Below are 20,064 nucleotides of genomic sequence, written 5' to 3' on the forward strand. Positions count from 1 at the left end.
ACATAACAGAAATAAAAGAGGGCGAAATTTTTCTTAGAGAGTTAAAAATACAAGAGGTTGCCAAAATAGCGAAATTTAGCATTTCGGACATTTGAGTATTTTATTATTACTTGTACAAATCTAAACTTCATCTTTATCCTTTTAAAATATATTTATAGTAATTACACCAATTTTGGAAAAAATCTTAGCTAGAAATGCAAATTTTCGTAAAAAAGTTTATTTTTTAAGAAAGAAAAGTTAAAAATATTAAAATGATAGATGTTGAAAGTGCGTATTTATGGGGATTCAGGATAAAAAGCTAGAAGTAAAAATTTAAAGCAAATCTATTTTTTTATGGTATTAAAAGGGCGATGGTTCTATAATCGTTGGAATTTTTAAGAGACTGTCCCACTTTTATAACTAAGTGTTCCACTCTTAAAGGAAATTTTAAAGAAAGGGAAAGAACAAAAGCATCACTGCTAGTGCCTAAAATAGGGTGTTATGGTGTCACGGGGGAGACTTGAACTCCCGACCTCCGGCTTATGAGACCAGCGCTCTAACCAGCTGAGCTACCGTGACAACTTAAAATAAGTTTTGGATTATACAACCTAAGAACTTATTTTTAGCTAAAATTTATCCCACACAAATTTTATAGATATAAAGAGCAAATTTGACTGCAAGGGCAGCCAAATTTATTTAAGCTTTTTTAGTGAAAAATCCAACGTAAATAGCGTAGATAAAGCCGATCACTACGGCATACGGAGCAAAAGGTGTTATGCCAGCTCCTGAGCTTGCAAGCACGAAGTTATGACTTATCGCAGCTCCAGCTCCCATACCTAAAACAAATACTGCTGAGCTTAAATTTCCAGCTCCCATTTGCACTAGGTGTTTGCCAGGGCAGCCGTAGCTTAGGCTAAAGCAAAGACCAGCGAGCGTCATACCTAAGAAATTCCAAAGCATATCATTGTGAGCGATAGGCTGGGCTTCAAAGCCAAATTTGTATTGATTTAGCACTAAATTCGTGATACTTGCGCAGACGATGATAGAGATGACGCCATAAAACATCGAAAAGTCACGCTCGAAAATTTTGCTTATTGCGCCAACTGAGCAAAATTTACTTCTTTGCATAAATGCGCCGATGATAATGGCACAAATAAGAGAGATAAATAAATTTGCATGCTGTGAGCCTGGACCTTTTTCTGAGCTAAATAATGCGCCATTTTCACCAAGTTTTAGCCCAAAGATAAGTGCCATCAAAAGCAAAACCGCAATGATCAGTGGCAAAAATCCTATCGCCTTTGCGGTGGTTTCGCTCTCTGGCAAAATGTAGCCGTTTTTCTTAAAAGTTCGTCCCACAAAGACGCCAGCAAATAGGCCAACAACGCCAGCGATAGCGGTCATATCTCCGCCTCCAAGGCGTAAAAATGCCCTCCAAGGGCAGCCTAAAAATATGAGGCAGCCTATCATCGCAAACACGCCTAAGAAAAACCTAGAAAATGCCGCGCTACCAGATACTGGAGTGAAATTTCTACTCCAAAGCATGCTAGCTAAAAAGCCTCCGATGATAAGCCCTAAAATTTCAGGCCTTAGATACTGCACGACTTTTGCCTGATGAAAGCCAAGCGCACCCATGCTATCTCGTAAAAAGCAAGCCGCGCAAACGCCCATGTTTGCTGGGTTGCCAAAATGAACGAGCACTGGAGCAAGTATGCCAAGGCTCGCACCTGCGATGATGTAAAGTAGTGTTTTGTTCATGTAAATTCCTGTGTAAAGGTAAAACCCGACCGGTTTCTTAAACGACATTTTAATAATCATTAAATAAAACAAAGATTAATTTTTTTAAGAGCAAAGTGGATAGAATATGCAAAAATTTCATAAAAAGGATAAATGATGAAAGATTTTATGAGCTATGCAGATAGCCTGAAAATTCTAAAAGATACGATAAATGCGTGGGAGAAGGTCGAAAAAGTAGCCATCACAGATGCGCTTGATAGAAATATCGCCTATGATGTGAAAGCTACTGAAAACTACCCAGCAAAGCCAGTTTCGGCGATGGACGGCTACGCTTTTGCCTTTAAAGAGGGCCTAAGCGAGCTTGAGCTCATCACAGACCTTCCAGCAGGTAGCGACAAAGGGCTGTATGTAGAGGGTAGCAAATGCGTCAAAACCTTCACCGGCTCGCTAATGAGCGAAGGCACTGACACTCTTGTGCCAGTTGAAAATGTCGAGGTTAGCGGCTCAAAAATAATCATCAAAAAGAGCGTGCCAAAGGGCTTTGCTGTGCGAGCAGTGGGTGAGAGCTACAAAAAAGGCGAAATTTTAATAAAAAAAGGCACGCGCCTAACATACTCTGAGATCGCTCTTCTTGCTGAGCTTGGCGTCTTTCACGTAAGCGTTTTTATCCGCCCAAGAGTGGCGATACTAGCAACTGGCAGCGAGATAAAAGACCTTGGCGAGCCACTAGAAAACCCAGCGCAAATTCACAGCTCAAACCACGTAGGTATCGCTATGCAGATACGCAAAATGGGCGCAGAGCCGATCATCTGCGAGATCATAAGAGATAAGGCTGAGCTTGTTAAAAAAGCGATCATAAATGCACTAAAATCAGCTGATATCTTGGTAACAACGGGTGGTATCAGCATGGGAGACTATGACTTTGTAAAGGGCGCTTTAAATGAAAATTTTAGTCTCATCATCGAGGGTGCTGCGATAAAACCAGGCCGCCACATCAGAGTGGCAAAATCAGGCGACAAATACATCTTTGCGCTGCCGGGATTTCCGTATTCGGCGATGGTTATGTGCGTGCTTTATGTAAGAGTGCTTATAAACACTTGGTTTAGCCAAGAAGAGCCAAGGATCACGGCGATAATGGACGAAGACTACAAAAAACGCTCGCCATTTTTGGAATTTACAGCGGTAAATTTAGAAAACAGAGATGGCAAAATTTTCGTAAATTTAAACGGCAAAAAGCTAGGTAGCTCAGCGATCGTAAATAACCTAACAAACGAAGCTGCACTGCTTATCATCCCTAAAGAGACAGAATTTATCGCAAAAGGTGAAGTGGTAGAAGTTTTAAAGATGCCTTGCTAAGGGTAAATTTATAGCCCTTGAAGCACTACGACGTCGGTTATCTCGGCGTCTTTTTCTATCTTAGCGTCTAGCCCTTTGGCTATTTTTATAGTGATATCTTTTGTTTGATTTGGCGTTAGAAAGATCAAATTTCTAACGTCGTTTTCGTATTCGCTAAGTCTTTCGTAGTAGCCGTTTATGCCGTGCTTGCTCTTATACTCTGGCTTTATGAAATTTAGCCTAAAAACATCTGCGCCATACTTTAGCGAGTACTCTTTAAATTCATATTTTCTTTGGCTGGTAGTCTTAAAGTTTTCATTAAATAGCTTTAAAAGTGCCTTGTCGCTAACGTCTCTTGCGTCACTCTCTTTTAGCACGATCTCGTCAGCTCCGTTTGGCTCTTTGTACTCGGTGCCGTTTATGGAGTATATGGCGACGTGCATGTTATCTCTTTGCGATGCGGCACTTTTCATGAAAAATCTTAGCCTTGGATTTTGCGTGATCTGCACCTCTTTTGGGGCTACTTCATTGCCGTTTGCATCAACGTATTTCACCCCCTCAAATGTAAGTAAATTTGACTTTTTAGCTATGGATAGCGCGCAGCCTTTATCACTTAAGCAGTGATGAACTAGGTCTTGCATAAGAGCATGGTTGTCATTTACTCTTTTAGCACTTAGTGCGCTCTTTGGTACGTGTGCTACGCAGGTGCATGGCGAATTTGCCGAGCAGCCAACTATCGGCGAGCCTAAGAAGTCTTGACCCAGTATGAGCGGTATGCCATTAGATGTGATACTCCTGCCAGCTTTGCTTTTTAGCACCACTTGGCCACCATGCGGGCAAGTGATGATGTCGTCTTCTATGACTGGGTGAGCTGTGAAATTTGTAGCTACTGCACCAGAAGGCATGCTTTGATGATTTACCGCCTCTCTATCTTGTGCTTGCTTCTCTTTTTCCTCATCATTGTTAGCTCTTTTTAGCTTTATATCCAAGCTACCCCTATCTATATCATACCCAAGCACCCTTATGCTTGTGTTTTTATTTGTGATATCAAGAGAGCCTTTAGAGCTTTCATCATCTCTTGGGCTAAAGTAGTAAAAAGGCTTTTGCTCATCTTTGTTTTCATATAGATCGTGCTCTTTTTCATCTTTGAAATTTGTAAAGCCAAATTTATAGTCTTTAGCTTCATTTGCACCTTTTAGAAGTGTAGCGCTTAAGAAAAGATCGACCTTGTAGTTTTCTAGAGTATCTATATCAAATTTATCTCTTATCTTGTCATATATCCTTTCAATATCCACTATGTCTTTATCTTTTGTAAATATAGCAATGCTCTCTTTATCTTTATCCACATATACGCTAGAACTAGCTGATAAAAAGCCAAATTTTATCTCGCCTCTATCTTTTACGTCGTATAAATTTATAGAGCCACTCTGCGTGCTGTTGTCAAATAAAAGAGAGTAGGTCTGCTCTGATCTTTTCATAAAGTATGCCTTCTCATCTTGCGATGAAAGAGACCTTGTGAAATTTGACGTATAGGTGTAGAGCTTGCTAGCTTCAGCCTTGGTAGCAGTGATATCACTAGAGCTCTCATCTACTACCTTGTATGTCCTGCACTTGTGCATAGCTCTTTTATCTTCTATGCTTTCACATCCGTTTTCTTTAAATTTCTCAACTTCATCTTTGCTTATTATATTTGTGTATCGCTTCTTGTCACTAAGCTTAAATATATCTTCTATTATTAAGGCTTCTTGCTCGTCTTTTAGGTAGTGATCTGTGCGTATATCTAAGTCGTGTTTTATGTTGTTTATAAGTATAAGTAGTAGCCAGTTTTTGTTTTTGTTATATGTAATGGGCGAAATGGTGGCTTTATTGTCCATGTTGAAATTTACGCTATTGTATTGCATAGATAAATTTGTATCTAGATCAAATATAAGCTTATAGTTTTGCTCCATAAATTCATTTAGATATAAAAACGTACCTTTTAAGCTAACATTTTTTGTCTTTTCGTCATTATCTTTTTCCTTTAAAAGATATGAGAAAAAGTATAGTGTAGTAGCCGTATATGTAAGAAAGTGCGAGCTTATACTTATATCTGTTTTTGGTATCGCATCTACGTTGCCTATATTTATTAGCACCTCATTGCCATTTATATCAAGCCCAAGGTCTTGTATAGCGTTTTCATAGAGTTTGTTGTTAAAGGCTAGGCTATCATTATCAGTCTTTGCGTGGTATATGTTATTAAAATTTAAAGGTGCTGGTAGGTAGGTGTGGTCTTTGTATCCAAGTGATATATTTGTGTAAAGCTTTTGTTTAATGTTGATGATATTTTTGGCTTTGTCTAGCAAATGTGGCTCATTTAAAGCCGTATCACCTATAAATAATGCATCTGAAATAGTTTCCGTGGTATAGTCTTCTTCTCTTTTAATTTTACTTAATAATCCAGGGGAATTAAATGTATAAATTTCATCTATATATTCTGGAAAGATAAAAGCACACGCTTGGGTAAGAAAACCGCCTAGAGAGTGACCACATATATTTATCTTTTCGTTCTCTTTTAAGATAGGTATAACATTATCTAGAAAGAAATTTATTAAAGAATTTACTTGAGTTGGTACGTGCCCACTAGCTAGCATTATATCAGCCCAAATGTCTGCTGGTTCTTCGGTTAAATTCATTTCAGTGCCTCTAAAAACCAATATCCTTTTATCATTGTCTTTTGTATCTTCAAAGAGCGTAGCACTAAAACCTTCATTATCATTTTTTTGATGTTTTAGAAGTATAAATCTTGATGTAAATTTTTTAGTACGTTCTGAGATTTGGTGGTAGCCTTCTTCGTTTATAAATATACGCTGTGAAATTTCACCATTTTTTTCCTGAACGGCAATAAAGTTTTTAATGTTATTCGAGATTTTTATATATGTATCTTCTTCTCCGAATTTAAAATTTGGTTTTTTAATCGTTAAATCCTGCATAAATCTAGCTTCAACACAAAGGGCATAGGCGGTAGGTATCTTTTTTACTTCGGTAGTAACATTACCTTGTTCGTCTGTCTTTATGGATTTGATTTCTTTTTCGTACAAAAAATTTACATTATCCGCATAATCCCATCTAGGATTTGGCGTCTTTAAAATTTTCTCATTATAAAATTTATCTGAAAAACTCCAAATTTCATTCTCATCTATGTATTCAAAAAAAGCATAACTAACATCAGCTATATCAGCATAGTCTTTTATCTTATTTACCATATCTTTGTTGGTTAAATTTTTAATAGTATTCATCTATTTATCCTTATCTGAAGTGCTGACTTTTTCAAATTTATTGTTTATAAATTCAAATCTATTTCCGCCAAGCACATAGCTATAATAAATTTCTTTAAATCTTATTCCACTTGCTTCATCTCCAAATAATCCAAATTTAGCAACTTTATAAGAATATGTTACGGATAGTGATATAGGCACTATCTCGTTATTTTCTACATAAAAATATATAAAAGACATGCTAGGTTTAAATTTATTATAGTCATCGCCTATGTAATTAACTATTAGATCACTATATCTTTCAGGTATCCAAGCTTGTTTTTTGAAATCACTTCCATAATCTCTTGTGGTAACGTAGTATTTTTTACCATTAGACAACGTCTGAATAGGCACCGACTGTTTTTCTGCAGTATCTTTTATAAATTTATCTTGTGCTTCACCATCGCTATCGGTATTATATCTTTGCCTAAATTTTTCTTTATTATTGTTCCAAACTTTGTTTAAAAAATATCCATCAGTAGTAACCTGTTTTTTAACAACAAGCTCACACTCGTTTGTTGTTTTGGTGGTGTAGCAATCTCTTAACTCTTTTATCTCTTCCTCCCTCTTATCTATCTCTTTCTCTAGCTTCTCATCAAATACATAAACACCACCATATTTCTTAGCAATGCTCTCTTGTTCGCTAGTTAGATCAGAAATTCTTATAAAGCCATTAAAATAAGCAAGTGGTAGAAGTATAAACAAGCAGATAAAAACTATAAATTTGACTTTTTTCATCATAAATCCTTTTAAATTTAAAACTATACAAGATAGAAAATTTCTTTTAATTTTATTGTGATTATATTTATAATATTATTAATTTATTATGCCTAGTTAAGGTTTATTAATTACAAAATTTATCCGAAAAACTCCAAATTTCATTCTCATCTATATACTCAAAAAAGGCATAACTAACATCAGCTATATCAGCATAAACTCTTAGCTTATCTACCATATCTTTATTTGTTAAATTTTTAATAGTATTCATTTATTTATCCTTGCTTTTATTGCTGATTTTTTCAAATTTATTGTTTGTAAAGTAGAAAAAATTATCCCCACTTATGTTTATGCTTGTTTCTTTGTATAAACGTATTCCGCTTGCTTCATCACCATATAAACCAAAAATTTTATATCCTTTGTAATAATTTACACTTGTTTTTATAGGGATAATATTTTTATTGTCATCAAGATAAAAATAGCTCATACTAATGAAAGGTTGCCATTTATAAAATATGTCATTTCCTATAAAGTCTATTATTTTATTTAAATAAATTTCTGGTACTTCTGCCTTTTTCTTAAATTCACTTCCATAGTCTCTTGTATTTGTATAATATCTTTTGCCATTAGACAATCTGTCATAAACATGATAAGTTTTATCTACTATTTCATTTATAAATTTACCCCTAGCTCTTTCATTGATATTTATGCAAGCATGCCTTATTTTCATTATGTCCTTGCTAGCAGCTATAAATTCATCATATTCGCGTTTGCAAAACTTATCGTTAAAGATATCTTGCATAACCATATCTATATAATTGCTCTTATTGTTATTAAATTCTTGAAAATATTTACTGCTATTGTTGTCTAGCTCTTGTTTTATCTCTTGATATAAGCTTGATCTTTTTGCTCTTATATCTTTGTTTAACGCTTCAAGCTTATCTATCTCCTTCTCTAACTTCTCATCAAACACATAAACACCACCATATTTCTTAGCAATGCTCTCTTGTTCGCTAGTTAGATCAGAAATTCTTATAAAGCCATTAAAATAAGCAAGTGGTAGTAATATAAATAAGCAGATAAAAACTATAAATTTGACTTTTTTCATCATAAATCCTTTTAAATTTTCACTATTGTCTTATCTTTTGCTTTAAAGTCTTATTGCGATTAGTTTTTATGGAGTTTTAAATTTTAAAAAGCAGGGAGAGCTCCCTGCTGTGGTTATTTCTCTTCGTTTGTTTTGATGTAAGCGTAGTCAGAAATTTTAGTCCATTCTCTTGCTTTTTTAAGGAAAGCTCTTTGAGACTCGACAATCTCTTTAAATAGTGGATCTTTTGCGCTCTCTTCGTCTAGTAGCTCGTTTGTAGCCTTTTTAAGAGCTGCGATGACTTCAGCTGGGAAAGTTTTTACTTGGATGTCTGGATACTCGCTCTTCATTTTGTCCCAGTACTCTACGTTTGCGTAAAATACCTTAGTATTCACATCTCTTGCCACCTCAGCAGCAGCCGCTTCAAAGATCGCTTTTAGATCATCTGGAAGTTTTTCATACGCATTTTTGTTGAAGAAAAACTGAGTTTCGCCATCTGGCTCTTGCCAGCCTGTGTAGTAGTATTTTGCCACTTTGTGAAAGCCAAGCGCCATGTCGTAAGCTGGGCTAACCCACTCTACCGCATCGATCGTGCCCATCTCAAGTGCCATGTAAAGCTCACCAGTTGGGATAGTGTTGATATTTGCGCCAAGTTTAGCGTAAATTTCACCGCCAAAGCCTGGAATTCTGATCTTTAAGCCTTTGATATCATCAACTGACTTGATCTCTTTTTTAAACCAGCCGCCCATTTGCATGCCAGTGTTGCCAGCTCTAAAAATTTTGATGTTATATGGGTCAAAAACTTTCGCCTCTAGCTCTTTGCCGCCGCCAAATTCATACCAAGCTGTTTGCTCGTCGGTATTCATCATAAATGGTGTCGCTGTAAAAAACATTGTCTTAGGGTCTTTGCCTTTGTAGTAGTAGCTAGCTGTGTAGCCGATGTCGTACTGACCGCTCTTTGCAAAGTCAAGCATCGCAAAAGGTGACTTGTGTTTTGACGGGTAGTCGATCCTGATCTCGATGCGGCCGTTACTCATCTTTTCGACCTTCTCTTTTAGCTCTTTTGGCACGTCACCAAGCACTGGCATAGTGCTCTCCCATGAGCTTGCAAGCTTGAGCTTATAGACTTTGTCATCTCCCATGGCAGCGCAAGCAAGAGCTGCTAGGCCAAGAGATGCTAATAAAAATTTATTCATACTCTCTCCTTTAAAAATTTTGCATATTATACAAAAAATTTACATTATTAAATTGTGTTATAATCGCAAAAATCAAATTTACAGGGCATAAAAATGATAAAAAAGACGAAAATTGTAGCGACTTTAGGGCCAGCAAGTGACAACGAAGAGACGATGGAAGCGATGGTTAAAGCAGGTGTTAATGTTTTTCGTTTAAATTTTAGCCACGGAACACACGAATACCACAAATCAAACATCGACAAGATAAGAAACATCGAAAAAAGACTAAACAAACGCATAGGCATCTTGCAAGATATCTGCGGTCCAAAGATCAGAGTTGGCAAGCTTAGCGAGCCATTTTACTTAAAAGCTGGCGATGAGCTTAGCATTTATGCCGAGGATATCGTGGGCGAAAAGATCGAAAAGGGCGTTTATAGAGTGAGCCTAAATCAGCCTCAAATTTTACCTATGCTAAAGGCTGGCGAGTACGTCTATCTCTACGACGGCTCGATCAGAGCAAGAGTTGCAGGCGAGGGCAAAGATGTGGTAAAAACCATCATCGAAAATGACGGGATTTTAAACTCAAACAAAGGGGTAAATTTCCCAAATACCGCCCTTGGCATCGACATCATCACGCCAAAAGATAAAGAAGATATGGAATTTGGCGCAAAGCAGGGCGTAAATTTCGTTGCCATTAGCTTCGTGCAAGATGCAAATGACGTGATAAAAGCAAGAAATATCTTAAAAGAATTTGGCTCCAAAGCGGCTATCTTATCTAAGATCGAGAAATTTGACGCGGTCGAAAACATAGACGACATCATCGCAAAGAGCGACGGTATCATGGTAGCTCGTGGCGATCTTGGCATAGAAGTGCCGTTTTACAAGGTGCCTACTATTCAAAAGCTCATCATCAAAAAGGCAAATGCAGCCAGCAAGCCAGTCATCACAGCAACGCAGATGATGCTAAGTATGGCTGAGCATGAAACCGCTACAAGAGCGGAGATCAGTGACGTAGCAAACGCCGTGCTAGACGGCACCGACGCGGTTATGCTAAGCGAGGAGAGTGCGATCGGCAAAAACCCAGTCGCAGTCGTAGAGGCGATGAGCCAGACGATCATCCAAACGCAAAGCATCTATCCATACAATAAATTTGACGAATTTGACTTTTTTGACGAGACTGACATGGTCGCAAATAGCGCAGCTTCGCTGGCTGTTCGCATCAAGGCAAATGCGATACTCTCTATCACAGGCTCTGGCAAATCAGCCATAAAACTAGCTAGAAACCGCACAAACATCGACATCATCGCTATCGCACACGACGAGCAGACAGCTCACATGCTTACCCTTGCTTGGGGTGTGACGCCAGCGCTAGTGCTTGAAAAGACAAAGCTAAATGTCCTACTTGCAAATGTCATCAAAAAGGCTTACGACGCTGGATACGTTGAGCATGAAAAGACCTATCTTGTAACAGCTGGACACCCAACAGGCGTAGAGGGTAGCACAAACCTCATACGTATCATCAGGCGCGACCAGCTTGATTATTACCTAGACCTTGCAACTGAGTAAATTTGTAAAATTTGGTGCTCGGATAGCCTACGGGCACTGAAATTTTGCTTTTAAATTTGCAAATTTGATCAAGACTATTGCTGCAAATTTTAAAACTTCATTCACTCGCAAGAATTGACTACTAAAATTTGGCTTCGCTTGCCGCTTAGCTCAAATTTTAGAGCCAAAATCACTCGTTCATGAAATTTTAAAATTTGTCAGAATTTTCTAAAAATAAACCGCATGCAGTGCGAAGCACCATTGCATGCCACCGCTAACGTTGTCGGAGTTAGGGGATCGTTAAGGGGGAAGAGAGCGACTTCGTAATTCAAGCCTCTTCCCCCTTAACAAAGAAGCAAACATTTAAATTTGTTTAGATTGCTTTGCAAATTTTAAAACTTTACTCACTCGCCTTAGCAACTTACTAAATTTAGGGCTCATAACTATTCGCCACTAAATTTAGAAGTGTGATATGCTCGCTCATAAATTTTAAAATTTGTATGAAATTTACTTGTAAAAATTAGGATATAAAATTTATTTTGAAAGAATTTGTGACGCTAAATTTCACGCCACAAATTTAAATTTATTTTTTCTTTTTGCCTTTTGGCTCGTCGCCTTTAAACCAGCTCTTTATCTTGTCAAAGACGCTCTCATCGGTGCTTGACTTGCCTGATTCTATGCCAAAGCTAGTTTGAAGCTTGTTTAAAAGCTCTTTTTGCTCGTCGCTTAGCTTATCAGGTGTTTGGATAGAAATTTGAGCTACAAGTCTGCCTTTTTTGCGTGAATTTACGCCCTTGATACCCTCATTTTCAAAGATAAATTGCTGTTTATCTTTCGCGCCAACTGGCAGTTTTAGCTCTGCTTCACCGCGAAGTGTTGGGATTTTTATGCTCTCACCAAGAACGGCTTGGGTGAAAAATACTGGAATTTCTATATAAACGTCGTCGTTGTGGCGGATGAAATGCTTGTCGTCTTTTACATTTATGCTCACGTAAAGATCGCCTTGAACGCCGTTTGTGCCGATGTTGCCTTTACCAGCGACCCTCATCCTCATGCCACTATCGACGCCCTCTGGGATCGTGATCTTGACGCTTTGTTGCTGGATTTTATAAGCTTTTGCGTTGCAATCAGGGCATGGCTCGCTTATCACTTCGCCAGATCCGTGGCAGTATGGGCACTCTTGAACGATATTCATAAAGCCATTTCCGCGCGTGATCCTGCCGCTTCCGCCGCAGTGGTGGCAAGTTTTGTTTTTGCCGTCTTTGCTACCTGTGGCGTTGCATGTTGGGCAAGGCACTTTTTGATCAAATTTGATCTCTTTTTCGCAGCCAAAAACAGCTTCATTAAACTCTAAATTTATAGGAATTTCAAGGTCGGCTGAGTACTTTTCAGTTCGTCTTTTTCTCTGTCTAGAGCCACCTCCAAAACCGCCTCCAAAAAACGAGTCAAAAATGTCTGAAAGGTCAAAATCAGCGCTAAAGCCACCGCCACTGCCAAATCTGCCCTCAAGCCCTTCTTTGCCGTATCTATCGTAGATAGAGCGCTTTTGCTCATCGCTTAAGACCTGATAGGCTTCGTTTATCTGTTTAAATTTCTGCTCAGCCTCTTTGTCGCCAGCGTTTCTGTCTGGATGGTATTTTAAAGCGAGCTTTCTAAAGGCTTTTTTTATCTCGTCGCCAGTTGCATTTCTTGAAATTTCAAGGATCTCGTAATAATCAAACTCCACATTTTTCCTTGTTTATTAAGCTTATTTTAAATGTGAGATTTTATCCAAAAAAGTTTAAATTTAAAAAAAAATTTACATTTTTGCCGTATAATCTCTACTATTTTTCAATGAAAAGGATGATTTATGATTAACGTTTTAATGATAGAAGACGATCCAGAATTTGCTCAAATTTTATCTGAATATCTTGATAGCTTTAATATAAAAGTGACTAACTTTGAAGACCCATATCTAGGACTAAGCGCAGGGATAAAAAACTATGACCTGCTCATACTTGACCTTACTTTGCCAGGCATTGACGGTCTTGAAGTTTGTAAAGAAATCCGCCAAAAATACGACATCCCTATCATCATAAGCTCAGCTCGCAGTGACATCAGCGACAAGGTTGTTGGACTTCAGCTTGGCGCGGATGATTATTTGCCAAAACCATACGATCCAAAAGAGATGTATGCTCGCATCACAAGTCTTATTAGAAGATATAAAAAGACAAATGAAGTTCAAGAAGAGGTTGTTGATAGCGCATTTAGGATAGACGACAAGCGCCACGAAATTTACTTTAATAATGAAGCCCTTGCTCTAACACCTGCTGAGTATGAAATTTTAACCTATCTCATCAAACAGCACAGCTTTTCAGTATCTCGCGAGCAGCTAGTTTATAACTGCAAGAGCCTAAAAGATAAGGATTCAAAGAGCCTAGATGTCATCATTGGACGCCTTAGAACAAAGATCGGTGACAGCTCAAAAGCGCCAAAACATATATTTTCAGTTAGAGGCATAGGATATAAGCTTATCGGATGAAATACTCCATAACCACCAAGATAACTATCATCTTTGCCATCGCTTTCTCGCTGATGTGCTTGCTCTTTGTAACATTTGCAAACATTCAGCAAGAAAGTGCGCTTGAGAAGCTAAAAGACAAACAAATAAGCGCTATGAACTACCTTGTGGCGCTTTATGAGCGTGGCAATCCTCCAAGAGATTTGGAACACTACTTTAAAAATTTCAATCTAGAATATGTCGGCAACAAAAATTTAGCCACCTCAGTTACTACAAGCGGAAACGCCATTTTTACGCAGCACACGCCTCTTGGCATGATGCAGTCTGTTAATTACAAAGGCGATTTGTATCTGCTCATCAAAAATCCATCTTTTCAGCTCTTGCTTGAGAGCAACGACGCAAGGCACGTAAATGACCCGCTTTGGGTGGCATTTTTGATCATCTCGGCTCTGCTTATCTCGCTTTATGTCTCGGTGCTTAGAAGCCTTTTGCCGCTTAGAAGACTTAGCAAAGATATCAGGAAATTTGCCAGCGGAAACATGGAGATGGCGATGACTGCTAGGCTAAATGAAAACGAGCAAGACGAGATCGGACAGGTCGCGGTCGAGTTTGACAACGCCGTTTGCAAGATCAGAGAGCTCATCCGCTCAAGGCAGCTATTTTTACGTGCGATCATGCATGAGCTAAAAACGCCTATTGGCAAGGGCAGGATCGTCTCAGAAATGGTCGCAAACGACACTCAAAAGATGAGGCTTATAAACGTTTTTGAGCGCCTTGAGATGCTTATAAATGAATTTAGCAAGGTCGAGCAGCTCCTTTCAAAAAGCTATGCACTAAACTATCAAGAGTGCCATTTCTCGCTCATTTTGGAGCAGGTGCAAGATATGCTCATGCTTGATAAATTTGAAGAGCGAGTGAGCTGTGACATCAGAGATGATGTCATACTAAGAGTTGATTTTCAGCTTTTTAGTTTGGCGATTAAAAATTTGATAGACAATGCCTTAAAATACGCAGAAGATAAAAAGGCTATTTTGATCTGCGATAGCGAATTTATAGTGGTTAAAAATTTAGGCAAAAAGCTAAATCACCCTATTGATTACTACAAACAAGCCTTCGTGCGCGGCGATAAGGTGAGTGCTGGAAGCGGCATGGGGCTTGGACTTTATATCATCGAGCAAATTTGCCAGATGCAAAAATTTGAGCTTGTATATGACTACGAAGACGGCTATCACGTCTTTAAAATTTTACTTCGTGCAAAGGCAAAACGCGCATGAAAAGGGGCTTAGAGAAATTTAACGAGCTAACTGAGTCTTTTGCTAGGCTTCCAGGTGTGGGTAAAAAATCAGCCGCAAGATTTGCCTACTTTGTCTGCATGCAAGATAGCTTTGCGGGGCTAAGGCTCGCGCAAAATATCGAAGATGCAGTGAGGTTTATCAAGCGCTGTGAGCGTTGCGGTGGGCTAAGCGAAAATGAAATTTGCGACATTTGCAGTGACGAGAGCAGGGACAGCGAGGTCATCTTGCTGGTTGAGAGCCCAAAAGATATCTTAGTCTTTGAGCAAAATGGCATTTATAACGGCCTTTACTTCGTGCTTGATGAGATCGATGAGGACGCCATAGAGAGGCTGCGAAGTGCTATTACACAAAATGGCTCAAAAGAGGTCGTCTTTGCCTTTACGCCGGGGCTAAATTCAGACGCTCTTATGCTTTATGTCGAGGACAAGCTTGGCATGAGTGAAATTTCATTTAGTAAGATCGCTCAAGGCGTGCCAACTGGTGTAAATTTAGAAAACGTCGATATGCTCTCACTCCTAAAAGCCTACGAGAGCCGCACAAAAGCCTAATTAAAATTTCTTTTAGTTATAATCTCACCTAAATTTATAATATTTAGTCCGCGTAGCCGCCGCTAAATTTAAAAGGATAGAGATTGATTTTACTTATAGATAACTACGATAGTTTTGTCTTCAACGTCGAGCAGTACGTAAAAGAGCTCACCAGCGAAGAGGTTAGATGCGTTAGAAACGACAAGATAACGCTTGAAGAGATCAAAAAACTAAACCCAAGTAAGATCATCTTAAGCCCAGGTCCAAAGCACCCAAAAGATAGCGGAGTTTGCTTAGAAATTTTGCAGGCAGACCTTGGCGTGCCAGTGCTTGGAATTTGTCTTGGACACCAAGCCATAGGGCTTAGTTTTGGTGCAAAGATAAAGAGGCTAGATGACCCGCTTCACGGCAAGACCTCGTTTATAGACGTGAAAAACAAAGAGCCGCTTTTTGCAGGGCTGCCTGAGCGCTTTGAGGTTATGCGCTACCACTCGCTCTATGTCGATGAGCTCCCAGCTAGCTTAAGCGCCGATGCAGTGAGCGATGATGGCGTAGTCATGGCACTTAGCGTAAAAGATAAGCCGATCTTTGGCATCCAGTTTCACCCAGAGAGCTACTTCACACAATACGGCAAAAAGATCGTTGAAAATTTTGTAAATTTCAAAGCAAAAGATGAGGTAAAAGAGCCTAAAATCCGCTCGCTTAAGCCATATCTTATCAAGCTTCAAGAGAGCATCCCACTTGATGATAGCGACTTTGAGCAAATTTGCGAGATAATAGCCAGCAAAGAGTATGAGATCGTGCAGCTTTCGGCACTTTTGGTGCTCATTAGCGAAAAGAGTCTCTATCCAAAAAGTCTCGCTGCACTTGCAAAAAATATCCTAAAATACTCACAAACCTACCGCGATGATACGCCTATGATCGATCTTTGCGGCACTGGAGGCGATGGCTTTAAGACGATAAACATTTCAACAACGGTTGCATTTATCCTCGCAAGTCTTGACATAAAGGTCGCAAAACACGGCAACAAGGCAGTTTCAAGCAAGTCAGGTAGCTCTGATGTGCTTGAAATTTTAGGCGTAAAAAGTGAAAAATCACTGGCAAAACAGCGCAAAAATTTAGCTAGTAAAAATTTAGCCTTTTTTCACGCACCATTTTTCCATCCACTAGTTGGCGAGGTGAGAGAAGTGCGCCAAAGACTTGGCATAAGAACCGTATTTAACGTGCTTGGACCGCTTTTAAATCCGAATTTAAACCTTACAAATCAGCTAGTTGGCGTCTATCTCAAGCCAGTGCTAAAACTCTACGCCCAGACGCTTAAGATCCTTGGCAGAAAGCACGCTTTGGTCGTCCGCGGCGATGACGGACTAGACGAGATCACGCTTTGCAGCGAAACAAGCGTTTTGGAGCTAAAAAATGGCGAAATTTTTGAGTACAGCATCACGCCAGAGCAGTTTGGCTTTAAAAGAGCGCTTCACAGCGACATCGAGGGCGGCACACCTGAAGAAAACGCCAAAACCTTGATCCGCACGCTAAAAGGCGAGGAGCAGGGGGCAAAATTTGACATCGTGGTCTTTAATGCGATGTTTGCCCTCTACGCAGCTGATGGCGCAAAGAGCCCAGACGAGGCCAAAAAAATGGTGCTTGATGCGATAAGAAGTGGCAAGGCGTATAAATTTTATGAAGAGTTTATAAAGGTGCAGGCGTAATGGCGCTAGTTAAAATTTGTGGTATCAAAACCCTAGATGAGGCAAGTGCGGTTTGCGCTTTGGATGTTGATTTCATCGGGTTAATATTTGCTAAAAGCAAAAGAAGAGTCGATCTAAATTTAGCTAGGCAGATAGCGAAATTTGCTCACAGTAATGGCAAAAAAGTAGTTGGCGTTTTTGCGGAGCAAAGTGATTGTGAGATAATGGAAATTTGCCAGTTTGCTGGTCTTGACGTGGCTCAGATGCATGGAGCGATCAGTGAAAATTTAGAGGCAAATTTAAAAGATATGGGGCTTGAGATCTGGCAGGTTTTTAGCGTGAAAGATAGCTTGCCAGAGGTTGATTTTAAGCATTTTGACATGGCGCTTTTTGACTGCAAGGGCGAAAATGCTGGCGGAAATGGCACTAGCTTTGAGTGGGAAATTTTAAAAGAGGTTAAATTTAAATTTGGCATGGCTGGTGGCATAGGCGAGCACAACATAAAAGAGGCGCTCAAATTTAAGCCATATCTAGTTGATATCAACTCCAAAGTCGAGGACGAAAATGGCATAAAAGATGCGCAAAAGATAGAGAGAATTTTAAAGATCATAGGTGAGGTAGAAGATGAACAGTAAGGCGTATTTTGGAAAATTTGGCGGGCAGTTCGTGCCTGAGACGGTGATGTTTGCCCTTGATGAGCTAGAAAATGCTTATGAGAGCATCGCAAAGACAAAAGAGTTTAAAGACGAGCTTGATGATCTTTTGAAAAACTACGTTGGCAGGCCTAGTCCGCTCTTTTTTGCAAAGCGCCTAAGCGAGCACTACGGACATGAAATTTACCTAAAAAGAGAGGATCTAAACCACACGGGCGCGCATAAGATAAATAACGCCCTAGCTCAAGCGCTGCTTGCTAAAAAGATGGGTAAAAAGAAAATTTTAGCTGAGACTGGAGCTGGTCAGCACGGCGTGGCAACAGCGACTGCAGCGGCACTTTTGGGCTTAGAGTGTGACGTATATATGGGCGCAACAGACGTGGCTAGACAGCAGCTAAATGCCTTTCGTATGCAGCTTCTTGGCGCAAAAGTGGTGAGCGTAGAAGATGGCTTAAAAACGCTAAAAGAGGCTACCACAGCGGCCATACAAGCGTGGGTAAATGAGATAGAGAGCGCATTTTACGTCATTGGCTCAGCCGTTGGCCCACACCCATATCCAAAGATCGTGCGTGATTTTCAAAGTGTCATCGGCACAGAGGCAAAAGCTCAGCTTGCAGACTACGGCAAAAAGGCCGACTACGTCATAGCCTGCGTTGGCGGCGGCAGTAATGCCATTGGCATTTTTAGCGCGTTTTTAGAGGACGAGAGCGTAAATTTAATTGGTATCGAGGCTGGCGGCCTTGGCGTAGAGACGCCTTATCACGCTGCTACGCTTACTAAAGGAAAAACCGGCATCATCCACGGCATGAAAACGACGGTCTTGCAAGACGAGTACGGCATGATCTCGCCAGTACATAGCATCTCAGCAGGCCTAGACTACCCAGGCATCGGCCCAGAGCACGCCCATCTAAACGACATCAAAAGGGTGAGATACGAAGCAGTAACGGACGATGAGTGCATAAATGCCTTGTATTTTCTAAGCAAGATGGAGGGCATCATCCCAGCCATCGAGAGCGCGCACGCACTGGCCTATCTAGAAAAGCTTTGCCCAAAACTAGATAAAAAAAGCGTTATCGTCGTAAACGTCTCAGGCAGGGGCGATAAGGACATAAACACAGTTATCGGCTATGAAAAAGGAAAAATTTATGGATAAGATCAAAAGCGCATTTAGCGGCAAAAAGGCAAACATTGGCTACATCGTGGCTGGATATCCAAGTCTAGAGAAAACGAAGGAATTTTTAGAAAATTTGAACGAGAGCACGCTTGATCTGCTGGAGATCGGTATCCCATACTCTGACCCGCTGGCTGATGGCAAACTCATCGCGCAAGCTAGCTTTGAGACAGCTCAAAGTGGCGTAAATACTGACGTTGTCTTTGATATGCTTGAAGGATGCAAGGTAAAAGTGACAAAGCCACTTGTTTTTCTAGTTTATTACAACATCATCTTTGCTTATGGCGTGGATAAATTTCTAAAAAGATCATGTGAAGCTGGAGTGAGCGGCTTTATCGTGCCGGATCTGCCTTGTGAGGAGTGCGAGGAATTTGCTCTAAAGTGCAAGGAGCTAAATTTGTGCCTTGTGCCACTTATCAGCGTCACTTCTGGGGGCAGGGCGGATGAGATATTAAAATTTGGCTCAGGATTTATCTACGTGCTAGGTGCTATCGGCGTTAGCGGTTCAAAAAGAGCTGATGAAGATAGGATAAAAAATTTAGTCTTAGAGCTTAAGAAAAAGAGCGATCTGCCAGTGGCTGTGGGCTTTGGCATCAAAAACAAAGATGATGTTAGCGAAGTGAAAAAATATGCTGATGCTGCGATCATAGGCACGCAAATAGTCAAGCTTTTTGCCCAGCACAGCGGAAAAGAGCTGATAAAAGAGATAGATAATCTCTTTATAAATTTATAGCTAATTTAGTAAAGCCAAAGTATAATTAACGCGCATTTCAAGTCTTAAGGAAGAGATATGAGAAAAGTTATAGATGAAGCCACGAGCTATCTTTGCAAATATACTTTGGGGTTGGATTTAGAGTTTGGCAAGAGCCTTGGTAAAGGATTTTACGGGGCTAGCATACCAGTTTATAAGGGCAAAAGCGAGTATCAGTTTTATCTATTTTTTAAAAAAGATACTTTAAAAATTTTCATGAATGCCTTTTTTGGTCACGAAGATGTTGATGGTGGTGATCTGGACGATCTTTGCAAAGAGATAGCCAATCAGATCATCGGCAAGGCTAAAAATCTACTAAATGAAAAAGAGCCAAATGCTTATAAACTCGGAACGCCTGAATTTCTAGGCGAGGTTGAGAATTTTGGCATAAAGCTAAAAGAGAAATTTATATATAAGATAAAAAATAGAACATTTCAAATAGGCTACAAGATACAATGAACGACGAAGGTGCGATAGAGACACTAGAACAGCTAGGACTTTTTAAGAGCTATGACGAGCTTATGGATATAAGCGTTGATTTTATAGCTGAGCTAGGAACTACCACAGTTAGCATAAATGAGCTTTTGAAATTTGAAGCTGGCTCGGTCATAGAC

At 39.6% G+C, this 20,064-nt stretch carries 18 protein-coding genes and 1 tRNA gene; 11 read left to right on the plus strand and 8 right to left on the minus strand.

Going from position 1 to position 20,064, the window contains the following annotated elements; translation table 11 throughout:
• Positions 1 to 481 precede the first annotated feature (481 nt).
• Both CYP77_RS06700 and yedE read right to left on the minus strand, forming a co-directional pair.
• Positions 482 to 558 (minus strand) — tRNA-Met (locus CYP77_RS06700).
• A gap of 117 nt (positions 559 to 675) precedes the next feature.
• Positions 676 to 1,734, minus strand: a complete 1,059-nt coding sequence (gene yedE / locus CYP77_RS06705; RefSeq protein WP_103566918.1) for a YedE family putative selenium transporter — start codon at positions 1,732 to 1,734, stop codon at positions 676 to 678.
• A gap of 135 nt (positions 1,735 to 1,869) precedes the next feature.
• On the opposite strand from yedE, the gene CYP77_RS06710 reads away from it, so the two are divergent.
• A complete protein-coding gene (locus CYP77_RS06710; protein ID WP_103566919.1) occupies positions 1,870 to 3,069 on the plus strand; it encodes a molybdopterin molybdotransferase MoeA in 1,200 nt (399 codons plus the stop codon).
• 8 nt (positions 3,070 to 3,077) lie between these two features.
• Here the strand turns inward: CYP77_RS06710 and CYP77_RS06715 are convergent, their stop codons facing one another.
• From CYP77_RS06715 to CYP77_RS06730, 5 genes are all read right to left on the minus strand, one after another.
• Complete coding sequence (locus tag CYP77_RS06715) at positions 3,078 to 6,323, minus strand: Mbeg1-like protein (protein ID WP_103566920.1); 3,246 nt, start codon at positions 6,321 to 6,323, stop codon at positions 3,078 to 3,080.
• Entirely contained in the window at positions 6,324 to 7,079 is a 756-nt protein-coding gene (locus CYP77_RS06720) for a hypothetical protein (protein ID WP_103566921.1), read from the minus strand.
• Positions 7,080 to 7,185: 106 nt separating this feature from the next.
• Positions 7,186 to 7,329, minus strand: coding sequence for a hypothetical protein (locus tag CYP77_RS10000; RefSeq protein ID WP_181001430.1), 144 nt, complete (start codon positions 7,327 to 7,329; stop codon positions 7,186 to 7,188).
• On the minus strand, positions 7,330 to 8,166 hold the full coding sequence (locus CYP77_RS06725) for a hypothetical protein (RefSeq protein WP_103566922.1): 837 nt from the start codon (positions 8,164 to 8,166) through the stop codon (positions 7,330 to 7,332).
• 113 nt (positions 8,167 to 8,279) lie between these two features.
• Positions 8,280 to 9,341, minus strand: coding sequence for a TRAP transporter substrate-binding protein (locus CYP77_RS06730; RefSeq protein ID WP_103566923.1), 1,062 nt, complete (start codon positions 9,339 to 9,341; stop codon positions 8,280 to 8,282).
• A gap of 93 nt (positions 9,342 to 9,434) precedes the next feature.
• On the opposite strand from CYP77_RS06730, the gene pyk reads away from it, so the two are divergent.
• Positions 9,435 to 10,886: a pyruvate kinase gene (gene pyk / locus CYP77_RS06735; RefSeq protein WP_103566924.1), complete on the plus strand. Its 1,452-nt coding sequence runs from the start codon at positions 9,435 to 9,437 to the stop codon at positions 10,884 to 10,886.
• Positions 10,887 to 11,448: 562 nt separating this feature from the next.
• On the opposite strand, the gene dnaJ is transcribed toward pyk, so the two are convergent.
• Positions 11,449 to 12,591, minus strand: a complete 1,143-nt coding sequence (dnaJ, locus tag CYP77_RS06740) for a molecular chaperone DnaJ (RefSeq protein ID WP_103567637.1) — start codon at positions 12,589 to 12,591, stop codon at positions 11,449 to 11,451.
• Positions 12,592 to 12,714: 123 nt separating this feature from the next.
• Between dnaJ and CYP77_RS06745 the strand changes: the two genes are divergently transcribed.
• The 9 genes from CYP77_RS06745 to CYP77_RS10275 all read left to right on the plus strand — a co-directional run.
• Positions 12,715 to 13,386, plus strand: a complete 672-nt coding sequence (locus CYP77_RS06745; RefSeq protein WP_009294394.1) for a response regulator transcription factor — start codon at positions 12,715 to 12,717, stop codon at positions 13,384 to 13,386.
• On the plus strand, positions 13,383 to 14,639 hold the full coding sequence (locus CYP77_RS06750; protein ID WP_103567636.1) for an ArsS family sensor histidine kinase: 1,257 nt from the start codon (positions 13,383 to 13,385) through the stop codon (positions 14,637 to 14,639). The genes CYP77_RS06745 and CYP77_RS06750 overlap by 4 nt, the downstream gene beginning before the upstream one ends.
• Complete coding sequence (gene recR, locus CYP77_RS06755) at positions 14,636 to 15,208, plus strand: recombination mediator RecR (protein ID WP_103567635.1); 573 nt, start codon at positions 14,636 to 14,638, stop codon at positions 15,206 to 15,208. The genes CYP77_RS06750 and recR overlap by 4 nt, the downstream gene beginning before the upstream one ends.
• A gap of 83 nt (positions 15,209 to 15,291) precedes the next feature.
• A complete protein-coding gene (gene trpD / locus CYP77_RS06760; protein ID WP_103567634.1) occupies positions 15,292 to 16,896 on the plus strand; it encodes an anthranilate phosphoribosyltransferase in 1,605 nt (534 codons plus the stop codon).
• Positions 16,896 to 17,510, plus strand: coding sequence for a phosphoribosylanthranilate isomerase (locus CYP77_RS06765; protein WP_103567633.1), 615 nt, complete (start codon positions 16,896 to 16,898; stop codon positions 17,508 to 17,510). Before trpD ends, CYP77_RS06765 begins: the two co-directional genes overlap by 1 nt.
• A complete protein-coding gene (gene trpB, locus CYP77_RS06770; RefSeq protein ID WP_103567632.1) occupies positions 17,500 to 18,681 on the plus strand; it encodes a tryptophan synthase subunit beta in 1,182 nt (393 codons plus the stop codon). Before CYP77_RS06765 ends, trpB begins: the two co-directional genes overlap by 11 nt.
• On the plus strand, positions 18,674 to 19,432 hold the full coding sequence (trpA, locus tag CYP77_RS06775) for a tryptophan synthase subunit alpha (RefSeq protein WP_103567631.1): 759 nt from the start codon (positions 18,674 to 18,676) through the stop codon (positions 19,430 to 19,432). The genes trpB and trpA overlap by 8 nt, the downstream gene beginning before the upstream one ends.
• Before the next feature lie 57 nt (positions 19,433 to 19,489).
• On the plus strand, positions 19,490 to 19,909 hold the full coding sequence (locus tag CYP77_RS06780) for a chemotaxis protein CheX (protein ID WP_103567630.1): 420 nt from the start codon (positions 19,490 to 19,492) through the stop codon (positions 19,907 to 19,909).
• Positions 19,906 to 20,064: FliM/FliN family flagellar motor switch protein (locus CYP77_RS10275; RefSeq protein ID WP_181001957.1), on the plus strand; the 159-nt coding region annotated here is incomplete at its 3' end. The genes CYP77_RS06780 and CYP77_RS10275, both read left to right, overlap by 4 nt.

The organism is Campylobacter concisus, from assembly GCF_002913865.1.
GTDB classification, from domain to species: domain Bacteria; phylum Campylobacterota; class Campylobacteria; order Campylobacterales; family Campylobacteraceae; genus Campylobacter_A; species Campylobacter_A concisus_AM.